The sequence below is a fragment of the Anaeromyxobacter sp. SG64 genome (genome assembly GCF_022690745.1).
Lineage (GTDB): Bacteria > Myxococcota > Myxococcia > Myxococcales > Anaeromyxobacteraceae > Anaeromyxobacter > Anaeromyxobacter soli.
Genome location: NZ_JALCZB010000072.1, coordinates 1 through 23,291, shown reverse-complemented (window position 1 = coordinate 23,291; position 23,291 = coordinate 1). Strand labels below are relative to the sequence as shown.

At 72.6% G+C, this 23,291-nt stretch carries 24 protein-coding genes; all 24 read right to left on the bottom strand.

Annotation, left to right across the window (positions count from 1 at the left end):
* The coding region (locus tag MNZ29_RS17935) for a translation initiation factor IF-2 N-terminal domain-containing protein (RefSeq protein ID WP_242356169.1) at positions 1-533 on the bottom strand (533 nt) is incomplete at its 3' end.
* Between the two features lie 11 nt (positions 534-544).
* On the bottom strand, positions 545-808 hold the full coding sequence (locus MNZ29_RS17930) for a DUF448 domain-containing protein (protein WP_242340166.1): 264 nt from the start codon (positions 806-808) through the stop codon (positions 545-547).
* Positions 805-2,475, bottom strand: a complete 1,671-nt coding sequence (nusA, locus tag MNZ29_RS17925; RefSeq protein WP_242340167.1) for a transcription termination factor NusA — start codon at positions 2,473-2,475, stop codon at positions 805-807. The genes MNZ29_RS17930 and nusA overlap by 4 nt, the downstream gene beginning before the upstream one ends.
* A 3-nt stretch (positions 2,476-2,478) precedes the next feature.
* On the bottom strand, positions 2,479-2,994 hold the full coding sequence (gene rimP / locus MNZ29_RS17920; RefSeq protein ID WP_242340168.1) for a ribosome maturation factor RimP: 516 nt from the start codon (positions 2,992-2,994) through the stop codon (positions 2,479-2,481).
* A 154-nt stretch (positions 2,995-3,148) separates the two neighbouring features.
* Positions 3,149-3,907 carry a TlyA family RNA methyltransferase gene (locus MNZ29_RS17915; RefSeq protein WP_242356167.1) on the bottom strand — a complete coding sequence of 253 codons (759 nt, stop codon included), beginning with the start codon at positions 3,905-3,907 and terminating at the stop codon, positions 3,149-3,151.
* Between the two features lie 169 nt (positions 3,908-4,076).
* Complete coding sequence (gene dxs, locus MNZ29_RS17910; protein WP_242356165.1) at positions 4,077-5,984, bottom strand: 1-deoxy-D-xylulose-5-phosphate synthase; 1,908 nt, start codon at positions 5,982-5,984, stop codon at positions 4,077-4,079.
* Between the two features lie 27 nt (positions 5,985-6,011).
* Positions 6,012-6,893: a polyprenyl synthetase family protein gene (locus tag MNZ29_RS17905; protein WP_242340171.1), complete on the bottom strand. Its 882-nt coding sequence runs from the start codon at positions 6,891-6,893 to the stop codon at positions 6,012-6,014.
* A 68-nt stretch (positions 6,894-6,961) separates the two neighbouring features.
* The gene (locus MNZ29_RS17900) at positions 6,962-7,360 is read right to left on the bottom strand and encodes a response regulator transcription factor (protein ID WP_242340186.1); all 399 of its coding nucleotides are present in this window, start codon (positions 7,358-7,360) and stop codon (positions 6,962-6,964) included.
* A gap of 24 nt (positions 7,361-7,384) precedes the next feature.
* Positions 7,385-7,657, bottom strand: a complete 273-nt coding sequence (xseB, locus tag MNZ29_RS17895; protein WP_242340172.1) for an exodeoxyribonuclease VII small subunit — start codon at positions 7,655-7,657, stop codon at positions 7,385-7,387.
* Positions 7,658-7,678: 21 nt separating this feature from the next.
* On the bottom strand, positions 7,679-9,151 hold the full coding sequence (xseA, locus tag MNZ29_RS17890; RefSeq protein WP_242356163.1) for an exodeoxyribonuclease VII large subunit: 1,473 nt from the start codon (positions 9,149-9,151) through the stop codon (positions 7,679-7,681).
* Entirely contained in the window at positions 9,148-9,993 is an 846-nt protein-coding gene (gene otsB, locus MNZ29_RS17885) for a trehalose-phosphatase (RefSeq protein WP_242356161.1), read from the bottom strand. The genes xseA and otsB overlap by 4 nt, the downstream gene beginning before the upstream one ends.
* A 235-nt stretch (positions 9,994-10,228) precedes the next feature.
* Positions 10,229-11,188 (bottom strand): ferrochelatase, encoded by a 960-nt coding sequence (hemH, locus tag MNZ29_RS17880; RefSeq protein ID WP_242356158.1) that lies wholly within the window; start codon positions 11,186-11,188, stop codon positions 10,229-10,231.
* Entirely contained in the window at positions 11,189-12,571 is a 1,383-nt protein-coding gene (hemN, locus tag MNZ29_RS17875; RefSeq protein ID WP_242340176.1) for an oxygen-independent coproporphyrinogen III oxidase, read from the bottom strand.
* Between the two features lie 7 nt (positions 12,572-12,578).
* A complete protein-coding gene (hemE, locus tag MNZ29_RS17870; protein ID WP_242340177.1) occupies positions 12,579-13,631 on the bottom strand; it encodes a uroporphyrinogen decarboxylase in 1,053 nt (350 codons plus the stop codon).
* Between the two features lie 96 nt (positions 13,632-13,727).
* The gene (locus MNZ29_RS17865) at positions 13,728-13,952 is read right to left on the bottom strand and encodes a hypothetical protein (RefSeq protein WP_242356157.1); all 225 of its coding nucleotides are present in this window, start codon (positions 13,950-13,952) and stop codon (positions 13,728-13,730) included.
* Between the two features lie 8 nt (positions 13,953-13,960).
* A complete protein-coding gene (locus MNZ29_RS17860) occupies positions 13,961-14,248 on the bottom strand; it encodes a DUF167 domain-containing protein (protein ID WP_242340179.1) in 288 nt (95 codons plus the stop codon).
* Positions 14,245-15,054 (bottom strand): LpxI family protein, encoded by an 810-nt coding sequence (locus tag MNZ29_RS17855; RefSeq protein WP_242340180.1) that lies wholly within the window; start codon positions 15,052-15,054, stop codon positions 14,245-14,247. Before MNZ29_RS17855 ends, MNZ29_RS17860 begins: the two co-directional genes overlap by 4 nt.
* 162 nt (positions 15,055-15,216) lie before the next feature.
* Positions 15,217-15,990: an acyl-ACP--UDP-N-acetylglucosamine O-acyltransferase gene (gene lpxA, locus MNZ29_RS17850; RefSeq protein WP_242340181.1), complete on the bottom strand. Its 774-nt coding sequence runs from the start codon at positions 15,988-15,990 to the stop codon at positions 15,217-15,219.
* 14 nt (positions 15,991-16,004) lie between these two features.
* On the bottom strand, positions 16,005-16,451 hold the full coding sequence (gene fabZ / locus MNZ29_RS17845) for a 3-hydroxyacyl-ACP dehydratase FabZ (protein ID WP_242340187.1): 447 nt from the start codon (positions 16,449-16,451) through the stop codon (positions 16,005-16,007).
* A gap of 23 nt (positions 16,452-16,474) precedes the next feature.
* The gene (gene lpxD, locus MNZ29_RS17840) at positions 16,475-17,533 is read right to left on the bottom strand and encodes a UDP-3-O-(3-hydroxymyristoyl)glucosamine N-acyltransferase (protein WP_242340182.1); all 1,059 of its coding nucleotides are present in this window, start codon (positions 17,531-17,533) and stop codon (positions 16,475-16,477) included.
* 7 nt (positions 17,534-17,540) lie between these two features.
* Positions 17,541-18,128 (bottom strand): OmpH family outer membrane protein, encoded by a 588-nt coding sequence (locus MNZ29_RS17835; protein WP_242340183.1) that lies wholly within the window; start codon positions 18,126-18,128, stop codon positions 17,541-17,543.
* 23 nt (positions 18,129-18,151) lie between these two features.
* Complete coding sequence (gene bamA / locus MNZ29_RS17830) at positions 18,152-20,578, bottom strand: outer membrane protein assembly factor BamA (protein ID WP_242340184.1); 2,427 nt, start codon at positions 20,576-20,578, stop codon at positions 18,152-18,154.
* Positions 20,579-20,670: 92 nt separating this feature from the next.
* Positions 20,671-21,345 (bottom strand): ABC transporter ATP-binding protein, encoded by a 675-nt coding sequence (locus tag MNZ29_RS17825; RefSeq protein ID WP_242340185.1) that lies wholly within the window; start codon positions 21,343-21,345, stop codon positions 20,671-20,673.
* The gene (locus MNZ29_RS17820; protein ID WP_242356171.1) at positions 21,345-23,282 is read right to left on the bottom strand and encodes an ABC transporter permease; all 1,938 of its coding nucleotides are present in this window, start codon (positions 23,280-23,282) and stop codon (positions 21,345-21,347) included. The genes MNZ29_RS17825 and MNZ29_RS17820 overlap by 1 nt, the downstream gene beginning before the upstream one ends.
* Positions 23,283-23,291 lie beyond the last annotated feature (9 nt).

Sequence of the window (23,291 nt, the reverse complement as noted above, 5' to 3'; positions counted from 1 at the left end):
GAGGCCGGACCCTGCGCGGCGGCTGGCATCGCCGGCGCGGTGGGCGCGGAGGGAGCCGTGGTCGGCGCGGCCGGAGCCCCGGCGGGCGCGGCCGGCGTCTCCGGCGCCACCACCGGCTCGGCCGGCGCGGCACCGACGGGCGCCTGCTCCTGCTCCTGCTCCGCAGCGGGCGCGGCAGCCTCTTCGGCGGGAGCCTCGGCCTCGTAGGCCTCGTAGGCCTCGACGGGCTCCTGCTCCTGCTCCTGCTGAGGCTCCGGCGACGCGGCGACCGGCGCGGGCTGCGGGACCTCCGTGTGCACGCGCTTGCGCACCACGAACCCGGGGCCCGCCGGGCGCACGGGCGCCGGCTTCGGCTTCCGCTCGCCGACGATCTTCTCGTACGCCGACGCGGCCTGGTCGTCCTCGAGGGAGGACGAATGGCTCTTCACGTCGTAGCCGAGCTGGTGGAGCTTCTCGACCAGCTCCTGGTTGGAGAGCTCGATACCCTGCTCCTTAAGCTGCTTGCCGAGCTCGTGAACCCGCTTCTTGGACATTTCGTAGACTCCTAATCCTTACGGGCACTTCCCGTCAACTCGACACGCAGCGCCGCCGCGTCGACCACCGCTTCCGGGCGGCGGAGCGCACGCGGGAGCGCACGACGCCGGAGCGCCTTCTCCAGGCACCCGACGCTCGCGTGGAGCCACGCTCCACGGCCTCCGCCACGCCGACGATCGAAGATCACCCGTTCACCATCCGTCGTGAGCCGTACGAGCTGCCGCTGCGCCGCCCGCTCCCCGCAGCCGACGCAGGTGCGGACGGGCTCGCTCAAGCGCCGGCGCCTCCCTGTGCGGCCTTCGCCTTGGCCGCGTCGAGCTCTGCGCGGAGCTTCGCCTCTTCCTCGAGGTAGACGCCCACCGCGTGCTTGATCTGGCGCGCCTTCTTGATGCCGAGGCCGCTCGACTCCGCGAGCCGCATCACGTCCGCCTCGTTGTGGACCGCCTCCACCGTGCCGTAGCCGGCGCCCTTCAGCTGGTCGACGGTCTTCTCGCCGACGCCGCGGACGCGCGCGAAGCGCTCCTCCTGCGTGAGCTCGTCCGGGTGGCGCCGCGCCTCGGCGATGCGGGCCGCCTCGCGCTCCTGCTCGAGCTGCATCTCCTTCTCGGCGTCGACGATCGACTGCTCGCGGGCGCGCTTCTGCAGGTCCGGGATCATGTCCATCGTGAAGCCCGGGAACTGCGTGAGCATCTCGGCGGCGGCGTTCGCGACGTCCTGCGCCTTCCGGAAGCCGTGCGAGTACAGCATCTCCTGCGTGGGCTCGGGGATCTCGAGCGCGCCGAAGCTCTCGGTCGCGAACTCGCGCATCTCCTTCACGCGGGACTCGGAGTTGATGTCGAGCTTCCAGCCGGTGAGCTGGGAGGCGAGGCGCACGTTCTGGCCGCGGCGCCCGATGGCGAGCGAGAGCTGGTCGTCGGGGACGATGATCTCCATCGCCTTGTTCTGCTCGTCGAGGAGCACCCGCGAGACCTCGGCCGGCGCGAGCGCGTTGCACACGAAGCGCGCGTAGTCGTCGTCCCAGGGCACGATGTCGATCTTCTCGCCGCGGAGCTCCTGCACGACCGCCTGGACGCGGCTGCCCTTCATGCCGACGCAGGCGCCGACGGGATCCACGTCCGAGTCGCGCGACGACACCGCGATCTTGGCGCGGCCACCCGGCTCGCGGGCCGCCGCCTCGATGACCACGACGCCCTCGGCGATCTCGGGCACCTCCATCTCGAAGAGCTTCTTGAGGAGGTCCACCGAGGCGCGCGAGAGGATGATCTGCGGGCCCTTCGACTCGCGCAGCACGTCCATCACGTACGCCTGGATGCGGTCGCCGGCGCGGTAGCTCTCGCGCGGCACCTGCTCGCGCACGGGCAGCACCGCCTCGGCACGGCCGAGGTCCACGATCACGTTGCCGCGCTCGAAGCGCCGGACGATGCCGGTGATGACCTCGCCCTTGCGGTCCTTGTACTCGTTGAAGACGTTCTCGCGCTCCGCGTTGCGGGTGCCCTGGATCATCACCTGCTTCGCGGTCTGCGCCGCGATGCGGCCGAAGGAGCGGCGGAAGGTCTTGAGCTTGAGGAGGTCGCCCCACTGCTCGTCCTGGGCCTTCGCCTCCGCCTCGTCCTCCGCGCGGTAGTAGATGGGGAAGTCGAGCTCGTCGCCCGGCTCCACCTCGATGCCCTTCTCGTGCGCCACCGACACCGGGATCATGTTCACCGGGTCGGGGATGGGCGCCTCCTCGGTGGCATCGGCGACGATGGTGAGGACCTGGAAGAGATCGACCTGGCCCTTGTCCTCGTCGTAGCGGGCCTTCAGGTTCCGCTCCATCCCGAAGTGGCGCTTCGCGGCGCTGCCGATGGCCTCCTCGAGGATCTCGACGAGCCGCGCGCGGTCGATGCCCTTGTCCTTGGCGACCTGGTCGAGGATGAGGTTCAGGTTCACGTTCTGCTGCATCGGTCAGTCCTTCCTCCGAAGGTCCGCCTCGAAGTCGTACTCGAGGTGGGCCTTCGCGATCTGATCGTGGGGGACGCGGTGGACGACGCCGTCCACGTCGATCTCGACGGCACCGTCGCGGTAGCCCACGAGGACGCCGGTCCAGTTCTTTCGCGGGGGGGAGCCGGGCGCCGTCTCGGGGACGGGCCCGTACGCCTTCACGTGCGCGCGCTGCCCCGCGTAGCGGTCGAAGTCGGCCGGCTTGCGCAGCGGCCGATCGAGGCCCGGCGACGAGACCTCGAGGTCGTAGGCCGGCTCGATGAAGTCCTCGACGTCGAGGATGGGCTCCACGAGCCGGGACACGGCCTGGCAGTCCTCGATCCCGACGCCGCCCGGCTTGTCGACGAAGAGCCGGAGCGTCCAGCGAGCTCCCTGGCGCGCCCACTCCACCTCGACGAGCTCGTAGCCGTCGCGCACGAGCACGGGCTCGAGCACCCGGCGCGTGCGGTCGGCGATGGACTCTTCTCCGATACCCGTCATTGACCCCTAAAAAACGAAAAGTGGGCGACGCGGCCCACTTTCGAGACCCGGCATTGCCCGGGCGCGAAAATGTCGGCGTGTCAGTAACAGACCGGGTGGAGGCGGTCAAGGACGACCGGGCCGCCTGGCGGGCCCTTCCACGAGCTCGCACGGCCTACCCAGGGTCGGGCGGGAGACGGAGCGCGAGGAGCCACTCCCGGTTGCCCGCCGGGCCCTCGATGGGGGACTCGGCGTGACCCAGGATCTCGAACCCGAGCTCCCGCGCCGCGGCGGCGATGCCGTCGAGCGCGGCCCGGCGCTTGGCCTCGTCGCGCACCACGCCGCCCTTGCCGACCTCGCCCTTTCCCACCTCGAACTGCGGCTTCACGAGCAGGATCGCCGCGCCGCCCGGGCGGAGGATCGCCTTCACCGCCGGCAGGATGAGCCGGAGCGAGATGAACGACAGGTCGCCGGTCACGAGCTCGACCCGGGTGCCGAGCGCCTCGGCGGTGAGCGCCCTCGCGTTCTCGCGCTCGCGGACCACGACGCGCGGGTCGCCGCGGAGCCTGGGGTGGAGCTGGCCGTAGCCCACGTCGATGGCGTAGACCCGGGCGGCGCCGCGCTGCAGGAGCAGGTCGGTGAAGCCGCCGGTGGACGCGCCCAGGTCGGCGCACGTCTTCCCGGCCGGATCCACGGGGAACACGTCGAGCGCTCGCTCGAGCTTGAGCGCGCCGCGCGACACGTACCGCTGCGGCCCGGCGCCCTCCTTCAGCCGGATGGGCGCCTCCGGGTCGACGAGCGCGCCCGGCTTGTCGACGCGCGTCTCACCCACGACGACGGCGCCGGCCATCACGAGCGCCTGCGCCTTGGCGCGCGACTCCGCGATCCCCCGCTCGACGAGGACGACGTCGATCCGCTGCCTGCGCGAGGTCATGGCGGGGGCTGCGCCCCCACGCCGGCTCCCCGGGGCCCGCGCGCCATCGCGGGCGGCCGCGCCCCGACCGCGCTGGCGCCCCAGCGGGGGCGCCCCCCCCGCGAGCGCGGGCCCGCCCCGGCGGGCTCGCTTCGCTCGCTGACCGACGTTCACGATCGTCGCAGCTTACCTACGCCGCCCCGCGCTTCGCCCGCTCGCCGACGACCTCGCGGCACGCGCGCGCGATGCCCTCGGCGTCGAGCCCGAGCTGCGCCCGCTGGCGGCCCTGATCGCCGTGCGTCACGAACTCGTCGGGGAGCCCGAGCCGCTTCACCCGCAGCCCCTCCGCCACGAAGCCGCGCCGCTCGAAGAGCTCGAGGCACGCGCCGCCGAAGCCGCCGGGGAGGCACCCCTCCTCCACGGTCACGACGCGGCGGGCCCGCTCCGCCTCGCCGGCGATGAGCTCCTCGTCGAGCGGCTTCGCGAAGCGGGCGTCGACGACGGAGGCGGCGATGCCCTCCTTCGCGAGCGCCTCGGCGGCGCCGAGCGCGGGGCGGACGGTCGCGCCGAGCGCGACGATGCACACGTCCGGCTTCCCGGCGACCGCGCGGGCGAGCCGGCCCTTCCCGATGGGCAGCACCTGCGGCGGCTCGAGCGCGACGCCCTCGCCCGCGCCGCGGGGGAAGCGGAACGCGGCGGGGCCGTCGTGGTGGAGCGCGGTGTGGAGCATGTGCCGGAGCTCGTTCTCGTCCGACGGCGCCATCACCACGAGGTTCGGCACGCAGCGCAGGTACGCGACGTCGAACGCGCCCTGGTGCGTCTTGCCGTCGGCGCCGACGAGGCCGCCGCGGTCGAGCGCGAACGTCACCGGCAGCCGCTGCAGGGCCACGTCGTGGATGATCTCGTCGTAGGCGCGCTGGAGGAAGGTGGAGTAGATGGCGACGACCGGGCGGACGCCCTCGCAGGCGAGGCCGGCGGCGAACGTCACGGCGTGCTGCTCCGCGATGCCGACGTCGTAGGTGCGCTCCGGGAAGCGCGCCTTCGCCTTGATGAGGCCCGTGCCCTCGAGCATCGCGGCGGTGATCGCCACGACGCGCGGATCCCGCTCCATCTCCTCGCAGAGCGCCTCGGCGAAGAGGTCCGTGTACGCCTTCGCCGACGCCTTCTTCACGGGCTTGCCGGTCGCGACGTCGAAGAACGAGAGGCCGTGCCCGCGGGTCGCCTTGTCCGACTCGGCGGGCTGGTAGCCCTTGCCCTTCGTGGTGATGGCGTGGAGCAGCACCGGGCCGTCGAAGATCGCGAGCTTCTGGAAGGTCTCGACGAGGCCCCGCACGTCGTGCCCGTCCACCGGGCCGACGTAGTGGAAGCCGAGCCCCTCGAAGAGGATGCCCGGCGTGACGAGCGCCTTCGTCGCGTTGATCCCGTGGCGGATCATGTCGATCGCCTCGGGCCCCTTGGGCACCTGGGAGAGGAAGTCCTTCACCGCGCGGCGCCAGCGGTTGTACGTGCGCGAGGCGAACTTCTTCGAGAACCACTCGGACAGCGCGCCCACGTTGGGCGAGATCGACATCTCGTTGTCGTTCAGCACGACGAGGAGGTTGCGGCCGAGGTAGCCGGCCTGGTTCAGCCCCTCGAACGCGACGCCGCCCGTCATGGCGCCGTCGCCGACCACCGCCACGACCTTGCCCGGCGCGCCGGAGAGCCGCTTCGCCTCGAGCATGCCGAGCGCGGCGCTGATGGCGGTGGAGGCGTGCCCGACGCCGAACGCGTCGTGCTCGGACTCGTGCCGCTCGGGGAAGCCCGCGAGGCCGCCCTCGGTGCGGATGGTGCGGAACCGCTCGCGCCGGCCGGTGAGCAGCTTGTGCGCGTAGGCCTGGTGGCCGACGTCCCACACGAGCTTGTCGGTCGGCGACGCGTACACGTAGTGCAGCGCGACGTTGAGCTCGACGGCGCCGAGCGACGAGCCGAGGTGCCCGCCGTTCTTCGCGCAGGTCTGGATGATCTCCTCGCGGATCTCGTCGCACAGGCGCGGCAGGTCGTCGACCGGCAGGCGCTTCAGGTCGGACGGCGAGTCGATGCTGTCGAGCAAGCGGCTCATTCGTGGAACCTCCGTTCTCGGGTCCTGCTACTTCTTGCGCGAGAGCACGTAGCGCGCCACCGCGCGGAGCGGCTCGGCGGGCGGTCCGAGCGGGGCGAGCGCGGCGAGGGCCTCGTGGAGGAGCGCCTCCGCGCGGCGGCGCGCCTCCGGGATCCCAACCAGGCCGGGGAGCGTGGACTTCCCGGCCTCGGCGTCCTTGCCGGCCCGTTTCCCCAGCGTCTGGGTGTCGGCGGTGAGATCGAGGAGGTCGTCCGCGATCTGGAAGGCGAGCCCGAGCTTGAGTCCGATGGGGTAGACGCGATCGATGGGTGCGCCGCCGCACGCCGCGCCGCCGGCGACGGCGCTCGCGAGCAGCGCCCCGGTCTTGGTGCGCATGAGCTCGAGGATCTCGGGCTCCGCGAGGCGCGCGTGCTCGCCCTCGATGTCGCGGGCCTGCCCCTCGACCATGAGGTAGGCGTTGTCGGCGAGCAGGCGGGCGAGGGCCGCGGCGCCCGGCTGCGGCGCGGCGAGGAGGTGCCCGAACGCGAGGGACTGCAGGGCGTCGCCCACGAGCACCGCGGTCGCCTCGTCGAACGCCTTGTGGACCGTGGGGCGGCCACGGCGGAGGTCGTCGTCGTCCATCGCGGGCAGGTCGTCGTGGACGAGGGAGTAGGTGTGGATCGCCTCGAGCGCGACCGCGAAGCGCATCGCGAGCGAGCCGTCGGAGGCGTCGCCGCCGTGCGCCTCGCACGCGGCGAGGACGAGCGCGGGGCGGAGCCGCTTCCCGCCGCCGAGGAGCGCGTAGCGCACGGCGTCGAGCAGCCGGCCCGGCCCCTGGCCGCGCCGCGCCTCGACGAGCGCCACGAGGTGGGGCTCGAGGCGGGCGGAGACCTGTCGGAGGTAGGCCTGGATGTCGAGGTCTTCGGCCACGGCGGAGCCCTTGTAGCACAAGGCAGCCCGGGCGCTCACGCCACCGGCGGAGCCGCCGCCAACCGGGTTCACGCCGGGGTGGGGACCGCCCCGGCGCGCCGGTCGAGGATCTCCCGGATGCGCGTGATGAGCCGGTCCATGTCGAGGGGCTTCGGGAAGTAGTCGACGGCGCCCGCCTCGATGCCGCTGCGCTCGTCCTCGACGCTCTTGCGCGCCGAGATGAAGATGACCGGGATGTCACCGAAGGTGGGGTTCTTCTTGATGGCGCGGCACAGCTCGAAGCCGTCGATCCAGCTCATCATCACGTCGAGCAGGATGACGTCCGGGCGATCCACGTGCATCGCCGAGATGAGCCGGAGCCCGTTCGCCGCCTGGCCGACGTCGAACCCCTCGAGCTCGAGGGCGAGGGTGAGCATCTCCCGCGTGTCGCGGTCGTCGTCGACGATGATGACCTTCGGCTTCTTCATGCGCTCTTGGGCCGGCATCGGTCGTCAAGATCCTCGGCCGGCCTCGGGCTCGAACGGCACCGCCTCCTCGTCGCCGTCGGCGTCGCGCACGAGCAGCTCGACCCTGCGCTCCGCGTCGTCGAGCTTGCGGGACGCGTCCTTCGCGAGCCGCACGCCCTCGGCGAACTTCTCGATCGACTGCTCCAGCGTGAGCTGGCCGGACTCGAGCTCGGCGACGACGCGCTCGAGCCGCGTGACGAGCGCGTCGTAGGACTCCTCTGCCACCGACTGCTCCTGCCGCTCGCTCGCCTGGCTCACGCGACCTCCGAGTCCACCTACTTAACGACGCCGCGAAAGGGGGTCAACGGCCGCCCCGCCGGAGCCGCCGGCGTCGCCCTCCCGCGAGGGCGCCGCGCGCCCCGGCAGCGGGTCGTCCCCTGCATCCCTGCGGGTGACCTGCGCGTCGAGCCAGCCCTCCCCGAGGACGATCCGGAGCGCGTCGCCCTCGGACGCCTGCGCGCTCCGGGCCACCACGTGGCCCTCGCGGAGCACGAGCGAGAAGCCGCGCGACAGGAGCTTCGCCACGTTCGACGGCCCGAGGCGCGCCTCGAGCCGCTGGAGCCGGAGCGCCTCGCGGCGGAAGGTGGCCGCCTGCCACGCGCCCAGGCGGCGCGTGCTCGCCTCCATGCGCGCCCGGATCTCGCGCACGCGGCGGCGCGGCTCCTGGCGGCCGAGGCGGGCGCGGAGCGGCTCGAGCCGCGCGCGCTCCGAGCGGATCGGCGCCCGCACGTGGCCCAGCGCCTCGCGGAGCAGATCCTCGACGCGGTGGCGCTCGCGCGAGAGGAGGTGCGCCGGATCGGCGAGCTCGGCGTGCAAGGCGCGCAGCTCGCCGCGCCGGAGCTCCAGCGCGCCCCGCGCGGTGCGGTCGAGGCGGGCGCGGAGCGCCGCCACGCGCGCCGCGAGCTCGTCCCGCACCGGGGCCACGAGCTGGGCGGCGTGGGTGGGGGTCGCGGCGCGGACGTCCGCCACGAGATCCGCCACCGTGACGTCCACCTCGTGACCGACCGCCGAGACCACCGGGACCGGGCAGGCGGCGATGGCGCGCGCCAGCCGCTCGTCGTTGAACGCGCCGAGCTCCTCCTGCGAGCCGCCGCCGCGCGTCACGACGATCACGTCCACGCCGGCGCGGCACAGCGCGCGCACGGCCGAGACCACCGTCGACGCGGCGCCGTCCCCCTGGACCCGGCACGGCGCCACCAGGACGGAGAGCGAGGGGAAGCGGCCGTGGAGCACGCGGAGGAAGTCGCGGACCGCGGCGCCCGTGGGGCTCGTGGCGACGCCGATCCGCCGGGGCACGAAGGGCAGCGGCCGCTTGCGCGCGGGGTCGAGGAGGCCGTCCGCCTGGAGCCGCTCCTTCACCTGCTGGAGCAGCAGCGCCGCCGCGCCGGCGCCGCGCGGCTCGAGCTCCTGCACGATGAGCTGGTACTTGCCGTGCGGCGCGTAGATCTCGACGAAGCCGCGGGCGATCACCTCCTGCCCCTCGGCGAGCTGGAACTTCACCCGGCGCGCCTGCGACGACCAGACGACCGCGCCGATGAGGCCGTCGGCGTCCTTGAGCGAGAAGTAGACGTGCCCGCTCGACTGGCGGCGCAGGTTCGCCACCTCCCCGGCGACCCAGACGTCGCGGAACTTCGGCTCGACCGCGTTCTTGAGCGCGCGGGTGAGCTCGCCGACGGACCACGGGCGCGGCAGCTCCCGCGGCGCGAACAGGTCCCCGGTGGTCCCGGGCTCGGGGCGGCGGGGCGGCCTCATCGCCGCCCTCCCGCCCGGGCGGGGAGCGGCCGGAGCGGGCGCGCCCGGCGGATCCGGGGCGCCGCGCCGCTCGCCTCGCCGGCGGCGCGGACCGAGCCGAGCCGGACGAGCAGCTCGAGCAGCTCGGGGACGTCGCGCTGCTCGCGGATCCTCCACGGGGCGAGCGACGGCCCCCCGCCGACGTGCACGCCGAACACGAGCGGCGGCCCGACCGCGAAGGCGTCCTCGTCCGTGACGTCGTCGCCCGCGTAGAGCGCGGCGGTGCAGCCGAGCCGCGTGACGAGCGCGCGCACCGCGTCGCCCTTCGACGGGAAGTCGTGCGGCAGGACGTTCAGGACCTTCTTCCCAGGGATGAGGCGGGTCCCCTCGAGCTGGTTCGCGGCTTCGTAGACGGCGCGCTCGGAGGCGCGCCACGTCCGCGCGAGGCCGTAGTGGATCGCGAGCGTGGAGCGCTTGTCCTCGAAGTGGATGCCGGGCACGCCCGCCAGGGCGACCTCGAGCCGGCGCCGCCAGCCGCGCACGCTGCGCAGGACGCGCTCCGGCACGGCGATGGGCCGCCCGAGCTCGAAGCCATGGTTGCCGACCACGAGGGGGACCGCTGGACCCACGAAGCGCGCCACGTCGCGCCAGGCGCGGCCGGACACGACCGCGACGGGGTAGCTCCGCCCGAGCCGCTGGAGCAGGCGGCGGGTCGTCCGGTCCATGCGCGCCCCGTGGGGATCCCGCACGACCGGGGCGAGCACGCCGTCGTAGTCGAAGGCGAGGAGGACCTTCGCCGGCGTGTGCTCGCCGACGAAGCGCGCCAGCGCGGCGCGGTGGCGCGGGTGGAGGAGATCCTTCATCGGCCGGGACTGATGAGCATAACATTCGTCCCGGGGGGACACACACGACGTGCCCTCCCGGATCGGAGGTCGGCCGCGGTCCCGCGGCGGCGCAGGGGACCCCGGCGAGCAGGGGTGGGTCCCCGACGACGGCGGCCAGCCGCCGGCGGGGCGGGGGCGCAGCCCCCGTTCGAACATGCCTGGACGACAGCGTGATTCGCGTCACCGAAGGTGATCGCGAATCACGAGCCGTCGTTCAGGCGGCGGGCCGGCTCGCGTGGAGCCCCGCGCGGACCACGTCCGCGAGCGCCGCGACGAAGTCGGGGCGGACGCCGAGCGCCGGCACGCGGAGGTAGGCCGTCGCGCCGCCCTCGGCCGCCGCCTGCCTGGCGAGGATGTCGAGGTCGTAGAGCGTCTCGAGGTGCTCCGACACGAACGCGATCGGCACCGTCACGATCGCGCGCCCGCGCGTGTTCCCCCGGAGGAACTCGACGGTGTCGGGACCGAGCCACTTCGCGGGCCCCACCCGGCTCTGGTAGGTGACCCGGAACTCCGCGGCGCCCGCGCGCCGGGCGGTCTCGCGGGCCGAGTGCTCGATGTACCCGGGGTACGGGTCGCCCCTGCGCACCTGGCTCATCGGGAGCCCGTGCGCGCTGAACACGACGAGCGCGGTCTCGCGCGCCGCGGCGGGGAGCTCGCCGAGCGTCTCGCGCAGCGCGGCCGCCGAGGCGTCGAGGTAGCCCTCGTGATCGTGCCAGGTGCAGATCTCGGCGAGCGGCAGGTGCTTCGGCCAGAGGCGCCGGAGCTCGACGAGCGAGCTCTTCGTGGTCGCGTTGGCGTACTGCGGGTAGAGCGGGAGCGCGACGGCGCGGGTGGCCCCGGCGGCGATCGCCTCGCGGACGCCCTCCTCGGTGTTCGGGTGGCCGCAGCGCATCGCGAGGTGGCACGACCAGCCGGGGCCGAGGACGCCCTCGAGCGCGCGCGCCTGCCGTTCGGTCCCCTCGACGATGGGCGACTTGCCGCCGATGAGCGCGTACTTCTCGGCGGAGGACGGGGCGCGCAGCCGGGAGATGAGCCGCGCCACGAGCGGCCGCAGCGGGCCGAACGGCGCGGAGATGAGGAGCGGATCCGAGAAGAGCTCGTAGAGGTACGGCTCGACCTCCTCGAGCGTCCTCGGCCCGCCGAGGTTCATGAGGAAGACGGCGGTGCGCTCCATCTAGACCGTCCGCGAGAACGTGGGCTTCTTCTCGCCGGCGTGCTTGCCGAGGTACGCGTCGAACAGCATGGCGACGTTGCGCACGAGGAGCTGGCCGAGCGGGGTCACCCGGAGCAGATCGCCGTCGAAGGTCACGAGCCCGTCGCCCTCGAGCTCGGCCACGCCCTTCGAGAGGTCCGCCTCGATCGCCTTCCGCGCGGCCGGCCCGAACTTCTCGGCGACCTCGCGCAGGTCGAGCCTGAGGAGGCACATGACCCGGTTGATGACGAAGCGCCGCATGACGTCGTCGTCCGTCACCGAGGCGCCGCGCTCGACGGGGATGATGCCCTGCGCGACCTTGTCGCCCCAGTCCTTCAGCTTGTGGGCGTTCTGGGCGTACGCGCCGCCGATGTCCGAGATGGACGTCATCCCGAACGCGACCGTGTCCGCCGCCGGCCGGACCGTGTACCCCTGGAAGTTCCGGTACAGGTAGCCGGCGTCCTGCGCGCGCGCGAGCTCGTCCGACTCGAGCGCGAAGTGGTCGAGGCCGATGAGGCGGTAGCCGCCCGAGGTGAACGCCTCCACCGCCTGCAGGAACAGCTCGACGCGCTGCTCCGTCTTCGGGAGCGCCTCCTGCGGCAGGAGCCGCTGGTGCGGCTTCGACCACGGGACGTACGCGAAGCCGAACACCGCCATGCGGTCCGGGTGGATCTTCAGGATGAGGTCGAGCGTCTTCTGCCAGGTGTCCCGCGACTGGAACGGCAGCCCGTAGATGAGGTCGAGGTTCACCCCGTGGAAGCCGTTGTCGCGGGCCGCCTGCACGAGCTCGGCGGTCTCCTTGAAGCCCTGGATGCGGCCCACCGTCTCCTGGACCTGCGGATCGAAGTCCTGCACGCCCATCGAGATGCGGTTGAAGCCGAGCTTCGCGAGCGTCTCGATCTGGGAGCGGGTGGTGATCGCCGGGTCGATCTCGATCGCCATCTCGCCGTCCTTGGCGAAGTCGAAGTGGCGCGCGAGGAGCGCGTGGCACTGCTCGAGCTGGCGCTCGTCGAGGAAGGTCGGCGTCCCGCCGCCCCAGTGGAGCTGCGTCACGCTGCGGCGCCGGGGCAGCCGCTTCGCCACGAGCTCGACCTCCTTCTCGAGGAGCTCGAGGTACGACTCGGCGCGCGTGCGGTCGTGGGTCGCGATGACGTTGCACCCGCAGAAGCGGCACATCTCGCGGCAGAACGGGAGGTGGACGTAGATCGAGAGCGGCCCGCCCTGCGCATCGGCACGCGCGAGGTGCTCCTCGTAGTCCTTCGGCCCGAAGGTGTCCGACCACTCCGGCGCGGTCGGGTAGCTCGTGTAGCGCGGGCCGGGACGGTCGTACTTCTTGATGAGCTCCCAGGACGGGATCTGGATCACGTCTTCCTCACTTCCAGGCGAAGGCGTGGACCGCGTCCACTACCGCCTTCACGGTCTCGGTCGGCGTGCCGGGCTGGATCCCGTGGCCGAGGTTGAAGATGTAGCCGGGCTCCCGGCCCGCCGCCCGCACGATGGAGAGCGCGCGCTCCACGGCGACCTCCTTCGGCCCGAGCAGGAGGGTGGAGTCGAGGTTGCCCTGGATGGCGACGCCGGGAGCGCGGCGGCGCGCCTCGTCGATGGGGATGCGCCAGTCCACGGAGACGACGTCGTAGCCGAGCTTGGAGATCGGCTCGAGGTGGGAGCTCGTGCCCGTCGAGAAGAAGATCGCCGGCACGCCGGTGCGCTTCACGGCCTCGGCGATGCGCGCGAGGTACGGGAACGCGAACTCCTCGAGGTCCGCGCGATCGAGCTCGCCGAGCCAGCTCTCGAAGATCTGCGCGGCCTGCGCTCCGGCCGCGATCTGCTCCTCGATCTGCACGATGGCCGCGCGGGTGAGCTTCTCGAAGAGCGCGTGCGCCGTGCGGGGCTCGGCGTACAGCATCGTCTTCAGGCGGGTGAAGCCCTGGCTTCCGCCCTCGACCGCGTAGCTCGCGACGGTGAACGGACCGCCCACGAAGCCGATGAGGGGGACGCGGTCGCGCAGCGCGGCGCGGATGGCGCGCACGCCGTCGAGGACGTACGGCAGGTCCTTCTTCGGCTCGGGGACGCGCAGGGCGTCCACGTCGGCGCGCGTGCGGACGGGGTTCGCGATCTTGGGGCCGCCGTCGCCCTTGCCCTTCTCGCCCTTCTCGAACGTGAGGTCGAGCCCCATCGCCGGCAGGTGGACGAGGATGTCGGAGAACAGGATCGCCGCGTCGAACCCGAACTCGTCGATCGGCGCCACGGTCACCTGGGCGATGAGCTCCGGCGAGCGGCACAGCTCGAGGAAGCCCACCTTCTCGCGGACGGCGCGGTAGGAGGGCTGGTACCGGCCGGCCTGGCGCATCATCCAGACGGGCACGCGGTCGACGGGCTGCTTCCGGCAGGCGGCGAGGAATCGCTGGGTCATGGGGGGCGCCATCTTATTCGACTTCCAGCGTCCGGAACACGGGCGAGACGCCGCGTTGTTCCCGCAAGGATTGCGTCTCCGTGCTCCCGCCGCGCTGCGGCAGCGGCGTCAGCGGCGCAGGACGGCGAACGCCACGAGCACGGCGCCGAGGGCGACCATCGCGAGCCCGTACACGACGAGCATCGCGCCGGCCGTGCGGGCGCCCGCGCCGACGACCTCGCGGCCGTGCACGACGACGCGCTGGCGCCGGAGCGCGGCGAGCCCCTTCGCGGCGACGAAGAGACCGGGGACGGCGAGGAGGGCGGCGGCGAGGGCGAGGAGGGCGCGGGCCATGGGGGCTCTCAGGGGGCGAGCGCGGCGACGGCGCGCGCCGCGGAGACGGTAGCGACCCGGACCGACTTGCGCCGGCCGGCCTCGCCGCGGAGGACGGACACGTCCTGCTTGCGGACCGAGAGCGCGCCGGCGAGGAACTCGACGAGGGCGGCGTTCGCCTCCCCGTCCACCGGCGGCGCCGCGAGCTGGATCTTGAGCCGGCCGTCGTGCTCCCCGACCACGCGGGTGCGCGACGCGCGCGGCTGGACGAGGAGCTCGAGCACCACCCCGCCCGCCTCGTCGCGCGCCCAGCTCACCCCTTGAGCCCCATGAGCACGAGCCTGGCCTTGTCCGCGCGCGCGACCATCCGCTCGAGATCCATCACGAGCGTGGCGCCCGCCTCCACCGCGAGCACCCGGCCGCCCGCCTCGCGCAGGGTCTCGAGCGTGTCGGGGCCGACCGCCGGGAGGTCGAAGCGGCGATCCTGCCCGGGCTTCACCGCCTTCGCGACGACGAACCCGCCGGAGCGGGCGAGCTCTCCGCCGCGCCGGATGCACGCGTCCGTGCCCTCGAGCGCCTCGACCGCGAGCGCCACCCGGTCCTTCACGACCACCGTCTGACCGAGGTCGAGCCGCCCGATGCCGCGCGCGAGCTCGATCCCGTAGGCGGCGTCCGCGCGCTCGTCGTCGGTCGGCTGGTGCCTGCCCAGCACGCCCTCGGGCGCGAGCCGGTCCTGCAGGAACGGCGTGGGATCGGTGATGGGCACCCCCTCCTCGTCGAGGAAGCGCGCCATCGCGCGGAGCAGGTTGTCGTCGGACCGGATGCCCACGCGCGCGAGGACGCGGAGGCCCGTCGCGTCGAGCATCGCGTCGGTGAAGAAGCGCTTCTTCGTGATGGCGCCGAGCATCACGCTCTGCGTCGCGCCGCCCGCGCGGAGCGCGTCGAGGATGTGCCCGATCTGCCCGAGCTTCACCCAGGTGAGCGCGTCCACCGCGCCCTCGAGCGCGGGGTCGGTCTCGTTCCGGTGCGCGACGGCCACGACGCGGTGCCCGGCGCGGCGGGCGCTCTCCGCGAACAGGATCGGGAAGCGCCCGCCCCCCGCGATGAGGCCGATGGTCGCCATCGCTTAAACGGGGGCTGCGCCCCCGCCCCGCCGAGCGGAGCTCGTCGGGGCCCCACCCTGGCTCGCCGGGTCCCGTGCGCCATCGCGCGCGGCTTCGCCGCTATCGCGGTGGCGCCCCGGCGGACTCGCTTCGCTCGTCGAGTGTTTACGAGTCATGATCGATCAGCGCGTGATGCCGCGCTGCGTCCCCTTGAGGAAGCGGACGAAGTGCGCGACGTCCTCGTACATCCCGAGCTCCGCCTCGACCTGCGCGATCGCCTCGGCGAGCCCCAGGTTGGAGCGGAACACGATCTTGTAGGCCTGCTTCACCTGCCCGATGCGCTCCTCGCTGATCCCCGCGCGCTGCATGCCGACCGCGTTCAGGCCGGCGAGCTCGGCGCGCGGGCCCGCCACCGTGCAGAACGGCGCCACGTCCATGGTGACGCCGGTGAGGCCCGAGACGAACGCGAGCCGGCCGATGCGGCAGAACTGGTGCGCCGCGGCGAGGCCGCTCACGTGGACGTGGTCCTCGAGGACGACGTGCCCGGCGAGCGCGACCGAGTTCGCGATGATCGCGCCGTCGCCCACGTCGCAGTCGTGCCCGACGTGGCTGTTCGCCATGAACAGGCAGCCCGAGCCGATGCGCGTGACGCCGCCGCCCTGCAGCGTGCCGGTGCTGATGGTCACGCCCTCGCGGAACGTGTTCCGGTCGCCGACCACGAGCTCGGTCGGCTCGCCCCGGTACTTGAGGTCCTGCGGCACCTCGCCCACGACGGCGTGCGGGAAGACCCGGTTCGCCTCGCCGAGCGTGGTGCGCCCCGCCACGACCGCGTGCGCGCCGATCACCGTGCGCGCGCCGATGCGGACGTGGGGCCCGATGACCGCGTAGGGGCCGATCTGGGCGGACGGATCGACCTCGGCGCCCGGCTCGAGGACGGCGGTGGGGTGGATGGACATGCTCGGTGCTCCTGTCAGCTCGCGACCTCGCGGTCGGCGAACATCGCCATGAACTCGGCCTCGGCGACGGTCTGCCCGTCCACGATCGCGGTCCCCTTCTCCTTCCAGACCGCGCCCTTCTGCTTCGTCACCTCGACGTGCAGCTCGAGCCTGTCCCCCGGGACCACCGGCCGGCGGAACCTCGCCCCGTCGATCCCCATCAGATAGGTGATCTTCGAGGCGGTCTGGTCGGCCGGCAGCGACTTCAGCGCGAGGAGCGCGCCGGCCTGCGCGAGGGCCTCCAGGATGAGCACCCCCGGCATCACCGGGTGGCCCGGGAAGTGTCCCACGAAGAACGGCTCGTTCATCGTCACCGACTTCCAGGCGACGAGGCGCACGTTCGGCTCCACGAGGACCACCCGGTCCACGAGGAGGAAGGGCGGGCGGTGCGGCAGGAGCTGCTGGATGGCCTCGATGTCCATCACGACCGGCGCGCGCTCGGCGCTCATGGCTTCTTCTCCCCGGCGGCGCGAAGCCGCTCGAGCTCACGGCGGAGCTCCTTCACCTCGCGGCGGAGCTCCGGGAGCGTCCGCAGGGCCGCCTGCGTGCGCAGCCAGTCGGCGTGCGGCTGCGACGGCGACCCGCTCACCGTCTCGCCCGGCGCGAGGTCGGTCATGACGCCGGCCTGGGCGCCCATCTTGGCGCCGTCGCCGATGCTGAGGTGGCCGACGATCCCGGCCTGCCCGGCGGCGACGACGCCCATCCCGAGCTTCGTCGAGCCGGCGATGCCGACCTGCGAGACGATGAGGCAGAGCGGCCCGAGCTCCACGTTGTGGGCGATCTGGACGAGGTTGTCGATCTTGGACCCACGCCCCACGCGCGTCGCGCCGAGCGTCGCCCGGTCGAGGCAGGTGTTGGCGCCGATCTCGACGTCGTCCTCCACGATCACGATGCCGATCTGCGGCACCTTGAAGTGGCGCGGCCCGTGGCCCTCGCCGTCGGGATCGAAGGCGAACCCGAACCCGTCCGACCCGATGACGCAGCCCGGCTGCAGGATCACGCGGTTGCCGATGCGGCAGCGCTCCCGCACGACGACGTTCGGGTAGAGCAGGCAGTCCTCGCCGACGCGGGCGCCCTCGCAGACGTGCACGCCGGGGTAGACGATCGTGCGCGCGCCGATCTCGGCGTCGGGGCCGACCGAGGCGAGCGGCATCACCTGCGCGCTCGGGTGGACCCGGGCGCTCGGGTGGATCGCCGCCTCCGGCGCGATCTCCGGCGCGGGCTCGCGGGGAGGATGGAACAGGGTCGAGATCTTCGCGAACGCGAGGTAGGCGTTCGGCGCCCGGAGCACCGTGCGCCCGGCGGGCACCTCTGCGTCCGGCTCGACCACGACCGCGCCGGCGCGCGAGGCCTCGAAGGCCTGGCGGTACTTCCGGTTGGAGAAGAAGGAGACGTGGTGCGGGCCGGCGTCCTCGAGCGGCGCGACCCCCTCGCACGTCAGGGTGCCGTCGCCGACGACCTCGCCGCCGACGCGCGCGGCGAGCTCCGCGAGCGTGAACGTCACGTCCGCCTCACTTCTTCCCGGCGGGGGCCGCGGCCGGCTTCCCGGCGGGCTTCGCCTCGGCCGGCTTCTTCGCGGCGCCGCCCGGGAACTTCGCGTTGTACTTGCGGATGAGCTCGTTCGTGAGGTCGAGGGCGGGCAGCGCGAACACGATGCCGGAGTCGCTGCGCTCGAGGACCATCGTGAAGCCGTCGGCCTCCGCGATCTCGCGGGTGATGTTCGCCATCTTGTCGAAGATGCCGCGCGTCACCTCGCGCTCGCGCTCGGAGAGGTCCTTCTGGAGCTGGCCCCAGAACTGCTGCAGCTCGTTCGCCTTGCGGTCGAGCTCCGCGGCCTTGTCGCGCCGCGCCTGCTCGGCCATGACCACGGACTGCTTCTCGAACTCCTGGCGGAGCTTGTCGAACTCGACCTTCCTCGCGTCGAGCTGCTTCTGCTTCTCGTCGAAGTCGCGCTTCAGGGTGGCCTTGGCGGACTTGCCCTCGTCGATCTCGTTGAGCGCGCGCTGCAGGTCGACGAAGCCGATCTTGGGCTCGACGGCGTGGGCGGCCGAGGCCGCGAGGAGGGCGAGGACGGCGGTGAGGCGGAGGGCGTGACGCATGGGGGCTCCTTGGCGACCGGCGATCAGAAGAAGTTGCCGATCGTGAACTGGAAGTCGAGGGCCTGATCGATGTACGCGCCGCCGTTCTCCGGGGCCTCGCGCCGGCGGTCGAGCGGGATGCCCCACTCGAACCGGAGCGGGCCGATCGGGCTCTGCCAGCGGAAGCCGAAGCCGACGGACTTGTAGAGCGACAGCGGGACGGCGGGGTCGGAGAACTTGCCGGGCGCGAACGCGTTGCCCCAGTCGCTGAAGAGGACGCCGCGGACGCCGACCGCCTTGAACAGCGGGAACTCGAGCTCGAGGTTCAGCACCGCCTGCTTGTCGCCGCCGATGTAGAGGGCGCCGCGCCGCGCGCTCGGGTCGAGCCAGGTCGGGACGTACTCGACGGGCGAGATGGACAGGTACCGGTAGCCGCGGACCGAGTTGATGCCGCCGACGAAGTAGCGCTCGGAGATGGGGACGCGGTGCTCGGAGTCCCAGTCGCGGATGTAGCCGAGCGAGAGCTTCGCCCGGCCGATGAGGCCCAGCCAGACCGGGTGGTAGGCGCGGGCGTCGAGGGCGTAGCGGGTGAAGAGGTTCACCTTCCCGAACAGTGACTCGGGCGCGAGGACCGGGGGGGCGACCTCCGCGCTTCCCGAGAGGAAGAGGCCGCGCGTCGGGAAGAGCCGGTTGTCGCGGCGGTCCCACTGCAGCGACAGGCGCAGCGCGCTCGTCGTGCCGGACTTGAACTGCTGGCTCGCGGCGACCGCGGCGAGGCCGGACGCGGTCACGTCCACGCGCTCGTTCGTGTACGTCGCGAAGAGCCGCATGTCCTCGAGGTTGCGCGCGAAGGACCACCAGGGCGCGAGGCCGTTCAGCTCGTAGCCCCACGTCATGGACCCGCCGATCGCCCGGCGCGTGAAGGTCGTGTAGATGCCCTCCGTGGCGTAGAGGTCGAAGGCGAAGGTCCACTTGGTGTCGAGGAAGTACGGCTCGACGAACTGGATCTGGCCGAGCTGGCGGATCGACGACCACTGCACCTGCAGCGAGAGCGTCTGTCCCCATCCGAAGAAGTTGTTCTGCGAGATCTGCCCGGTGAGGATGAAGTTCTCGTACGAGGAGAAGCCGGCGCCGATCTGGAAGGTCCCGGTGGCCCGCTCCTTCACCTCGACGACCGCGACGATCGTGTCCTCGGAGCTGCCCTGCTTCGTGGTGATCTCGACCGTCTCGAAGAAGCCGAGCGCGTTCACGCGCTGCTTCGACTGGCGCAGGCCGGTGCCCGAGTACAGCTCGCCCTCGTAGATCCGGAGCTCGCGGCGGATCACCTTGTCGCGGGTCTTGTCGTTGCCGATGACGTCGATCCGCTCGAAGCGGACCTTCGGCCCCGGCTGGATCTCGTAGGTGAGGTCGAGCGTGCGGGTCTTGGGATCGGTCGCGGTGAGGGGCGTGACGTTGGCGTACGCGTGGCCCAGGTCGCGGTAGACGTCGCCCACCGCGAACAGGTCCTGCTGGATCTTGCTCCGCGAGAAGATCTCGCCCGCCTTGGCGCGCACGATGCGGCGCAGGAGGGGCTCGCGGTCTAGGAGCTGGCCGGTGAAGGCGATCTTGCCGATCCGGTACTGCTCGCCCTCCTCGACCGGGATGGTGATGTGCAGGAACCGCTTGTCGGGCGAGAGCGCGACCGACGGGTTCCCGACCTTCACGTTCACGTAGCCGCGGTCGAGGTAGACGGCCTGGATGCCCTGGAGGTCGTGCTGGAAGGCCTCCTCGCGGTACGTGCCGAGCGAGCTCAGGAAGGAGAGGTAGCCGCCGGGCCGCGTCTGCATCACCCCGAGGAGATCCGCGTCCGGGACGTGCGCGTTCCCGATGAACCGCACCTCCTTCACCTGGACCTTCGCGCGCTCGTCGATGACGTAGACGACGTCGACCTGGTTGTCGGGCCGCTCGTCGAGCCGGTAGGTGACCTCCGCGAGGTAGTAGCCCTTCTCCGCGTACTTCTCCTTGATCTTCTTCACGTCCTTCCGGACGGCGACGAGATCGAGGATCGCGAACGGCTTCAGCTCGACGGTGTCCTTGAGATCGTCCTTCGAGAGCGCGTGGTTGCCCTCGATGCGCGCCTCGTGGACGGTGGGCCGCTCCGTGACGCGGTAGACGAGGACGGGCGCGCCGGCCGGCCCCTGCAGCTCGACGACGACGTCGGAGAAGAACCCGAGCTTCATCACCGCCCGGATGTCCTTCTGGACGCCGCGCGGATCGTAGGGCTGACCCTTGCGCTGGGTGATGGCGGCGCGGATCGCGTCGACCTCGACGCGCCGGTTCCCCTCGACGCGGACGTCGGCGAGCACCTCGCCCGCCCTCACCTCCGTCGAAGGAGACGCGGCCTGGGCCACGGCCCGGACAGGAACGAGGGCGGCACCGGCGGCGATGAGCAGCGCGGCGAGCGCGGCCGTGGGATCGGTCAGGCGCTTCACGGAGCCGCGGAATCTAAACCGATGCCCCGAAAAGCTCAAACGTCTTCCTTCCGGCCGCCGACGCGGCCCCCGGGAGCCGCCCGCCGGAGCGCTCACGCGAGCCGCCCCCGCTCCAGGCGAAGCCGGCGCGGCAGCGCCGCGGCGAGCCGCTCGTTGTGCGTGACGACCACCGCGGTGATCCCCATCCGCGCGTTGAGATCCGCGAGCAGGGTGTGGATGCCCTCGGCCGTCGCCGGATCGAGGTTGCCGGTCGGCTCGTCCGCGAGCAGGAGCCGCGGCCGGAGGCACAGCGCGCGCGCCAGGGCGACCCGTTGCTGCTCGCCGCCGGACAGCTCCCCGGGGTGGTGATCCACCCGCTCGGCGAGGCCGACCAGGGCGAGCATCTCCGCCGCCCGCCGCCGCGCCTCCGCCCGCGGCACGCGGCGGATGAGGGCCGGCATCATCGCGTTCTCGAGGGCGGTGAACTCGGGCAGCAGGTGGTGGCTCTGGAACACGAAGCCGACGGTCTCGTTGCGGAACGCGGCGAGGGCCTCCTCCCCGCGCTCGAAGGGATCCGCGCCGTCGAAGAGGATCCGCCCGCCGGTCGGCACGTCGAGGGTGCCGAGGAGGTGGAGGAACGTGCTCTTCCCGGCGCCGGAGGGCCCGGTGAGCGCGACGAGCTCGCCGGACCCGATCTCGAGGTCGATGCCGCGCAGCACCTCGAGCCGCCGGTCGCCCATCAGGTAGGTCTTGGTGAGCCCCTGGATCCGCACGAACGGGGAGGTCATCACTCGCTCCGGAGCCCGTCCACCGGGTTCAGGCGGGCGGCCTTCGTCGCCGGGTAGAGCGTCGCGAGGTACGACAGCGCGAGCGCGGCGAAGGCGACGAGCGCGAACTGCGAGGGATCGATCACCACGGGCAGGTTCGAGATGTAATAGACCTCGGGGTCGAGCGGGATGCCGACCTTGTCGATGAGCAGGCAGCTCCCGTAGCCGAGCAGCAGGCCGAAGGCGGTGCCCACCGCGCCGATGGTGACGCCCTCGGCCATGAAGATCTTCATCACGCTCGGCACCCCGGCGCCCATCGACTTGAGGACGCCGATCTCCTTGCGCTTCTCGAGGACGAGCATGACGAGCGTCGCGACGATGGTGAACGTCGCGACGAGCACGATGAAGCCGAGGATCACCGCCATCACGACCTTCTCGGTCTGCAGCGCCGAGAAGAGGCTGCGGTTGAGCTCGGTCCAGTCGCGCGCGCGGAAGGGCCAGCCGCCGAGCTCGAACACCACCCGGCCCATCACCGCCCGCGCCGCGTCCGGCTCGCGGACCTTCAGCTCGAACGCGGTGACCGCGTCGCCGGTGCCGAAGAACCTCTGGCCCTCGGCGAGGTCGACGTAGGCGAACTTGGAGTCGTACTCGAACATCCCGCTGTGGAAGATGGCCGCCACGCGGAACGGGCGGCTCTTCGGCTGCGGGCCGGCCGGGCCGAGATCGCCGAACGGCGAGACGACGTTCACCTGGTCGCCGACGAACACCCGGAGCGCCCGCGCGAGCTCGCGTCCCACGACGATGCCGGGCAGGGTCTTCCCGGCGCGGGGCGGGGCGCGCTGCTCGTCGGGGGACTCGGACTTGCCGGGCGGCGGGATGAGCTCCGGCTTCTCGAGCCAGCCGAGCTTCCCCTCCTCGATCGACTTCGGCAGCTCGGTCACGGTGCCCACCGAGCCGACGTCGATGCCCTTCACGATGGCGCCGGTGAGGTTCTGGCCGGCCGAGAGCATCACCTCGTTGTAGAGGATGGGCGTCGCGCCCACGACGCCCGGCACGTGGAGCACGCGCTCGCGCGTCGTCCGCCAGTCGGTGAGCTCGTTCTGGCCGTACGTGAGCAGCATGCCGTGCGCGTTCTGGCCGAGGATCTTGCTCTTGAGGTCGGCCTCGAAGCCGCTCATCACCGAGAGCACGACCGTGAGCGCCCACACCCCGATGGCCACCCCGCCGATCGAGATGAGCGTCATGAGGAGCGTCGCCGGCATGCGCGGGCGCACGAAGAGCTCGCCGCGCCGGTAGGCGCGCCGCTCCTTCGCGTCGCGCAGGAGGGACCAGACGAGCCCGAGCACGATGCCGGGCACGAGCCCGGTGACGACGAGGGCGAAGAGCGCGGCGAGCGTGCGCGGGCTGAGCCGCAGGTGGCTGCGCGCCACGAAGAGCTCGTACGAGAACGACGCGTCGAGGCGCCCGGTGCCGACCGCCAGGTACGCCAGCGTCGAGCCGATGAACACGGCGGTCGCCGCGAGGAGGCCCACGCCGAGGAGCCCGAGCACGAGCACGAGCTTCCCCTGCGCCTCGAGCGCCTGGAGCGCCGCGGAGCTCTCGCGCACCCCGGGCAGGAAGGCGACCAGCACCGCCACCCCGAGCGCCCAGAGCAGGAACGCGGCCGAGAGCTCGTAGAAGGCGATCCGCCGGCCGACCCAGGCGCCGGCCCCGCCGAGCGCGGCGCCGGCGAGCGCACCCGTGAGCGCGGCGAGGCCGATCGCGAGCGCGCCCGGGAGCGCGAGGCGGTCTCCGAAGAACGCGTGGGCGAGGGGCGCGACGGCGGCCGCGCCGAACAGGCCGGTGAGGACGAGGACGAAGGCCGGGACGGAGAACACCGGCGGGGCGGGGTGGCCGGCGCCGAGCGCGCCGCCGCGGGGGCCGGGGCCCTCCGCCGCGGGGCCGGGCACGCCGGGCACGCCGGGCGC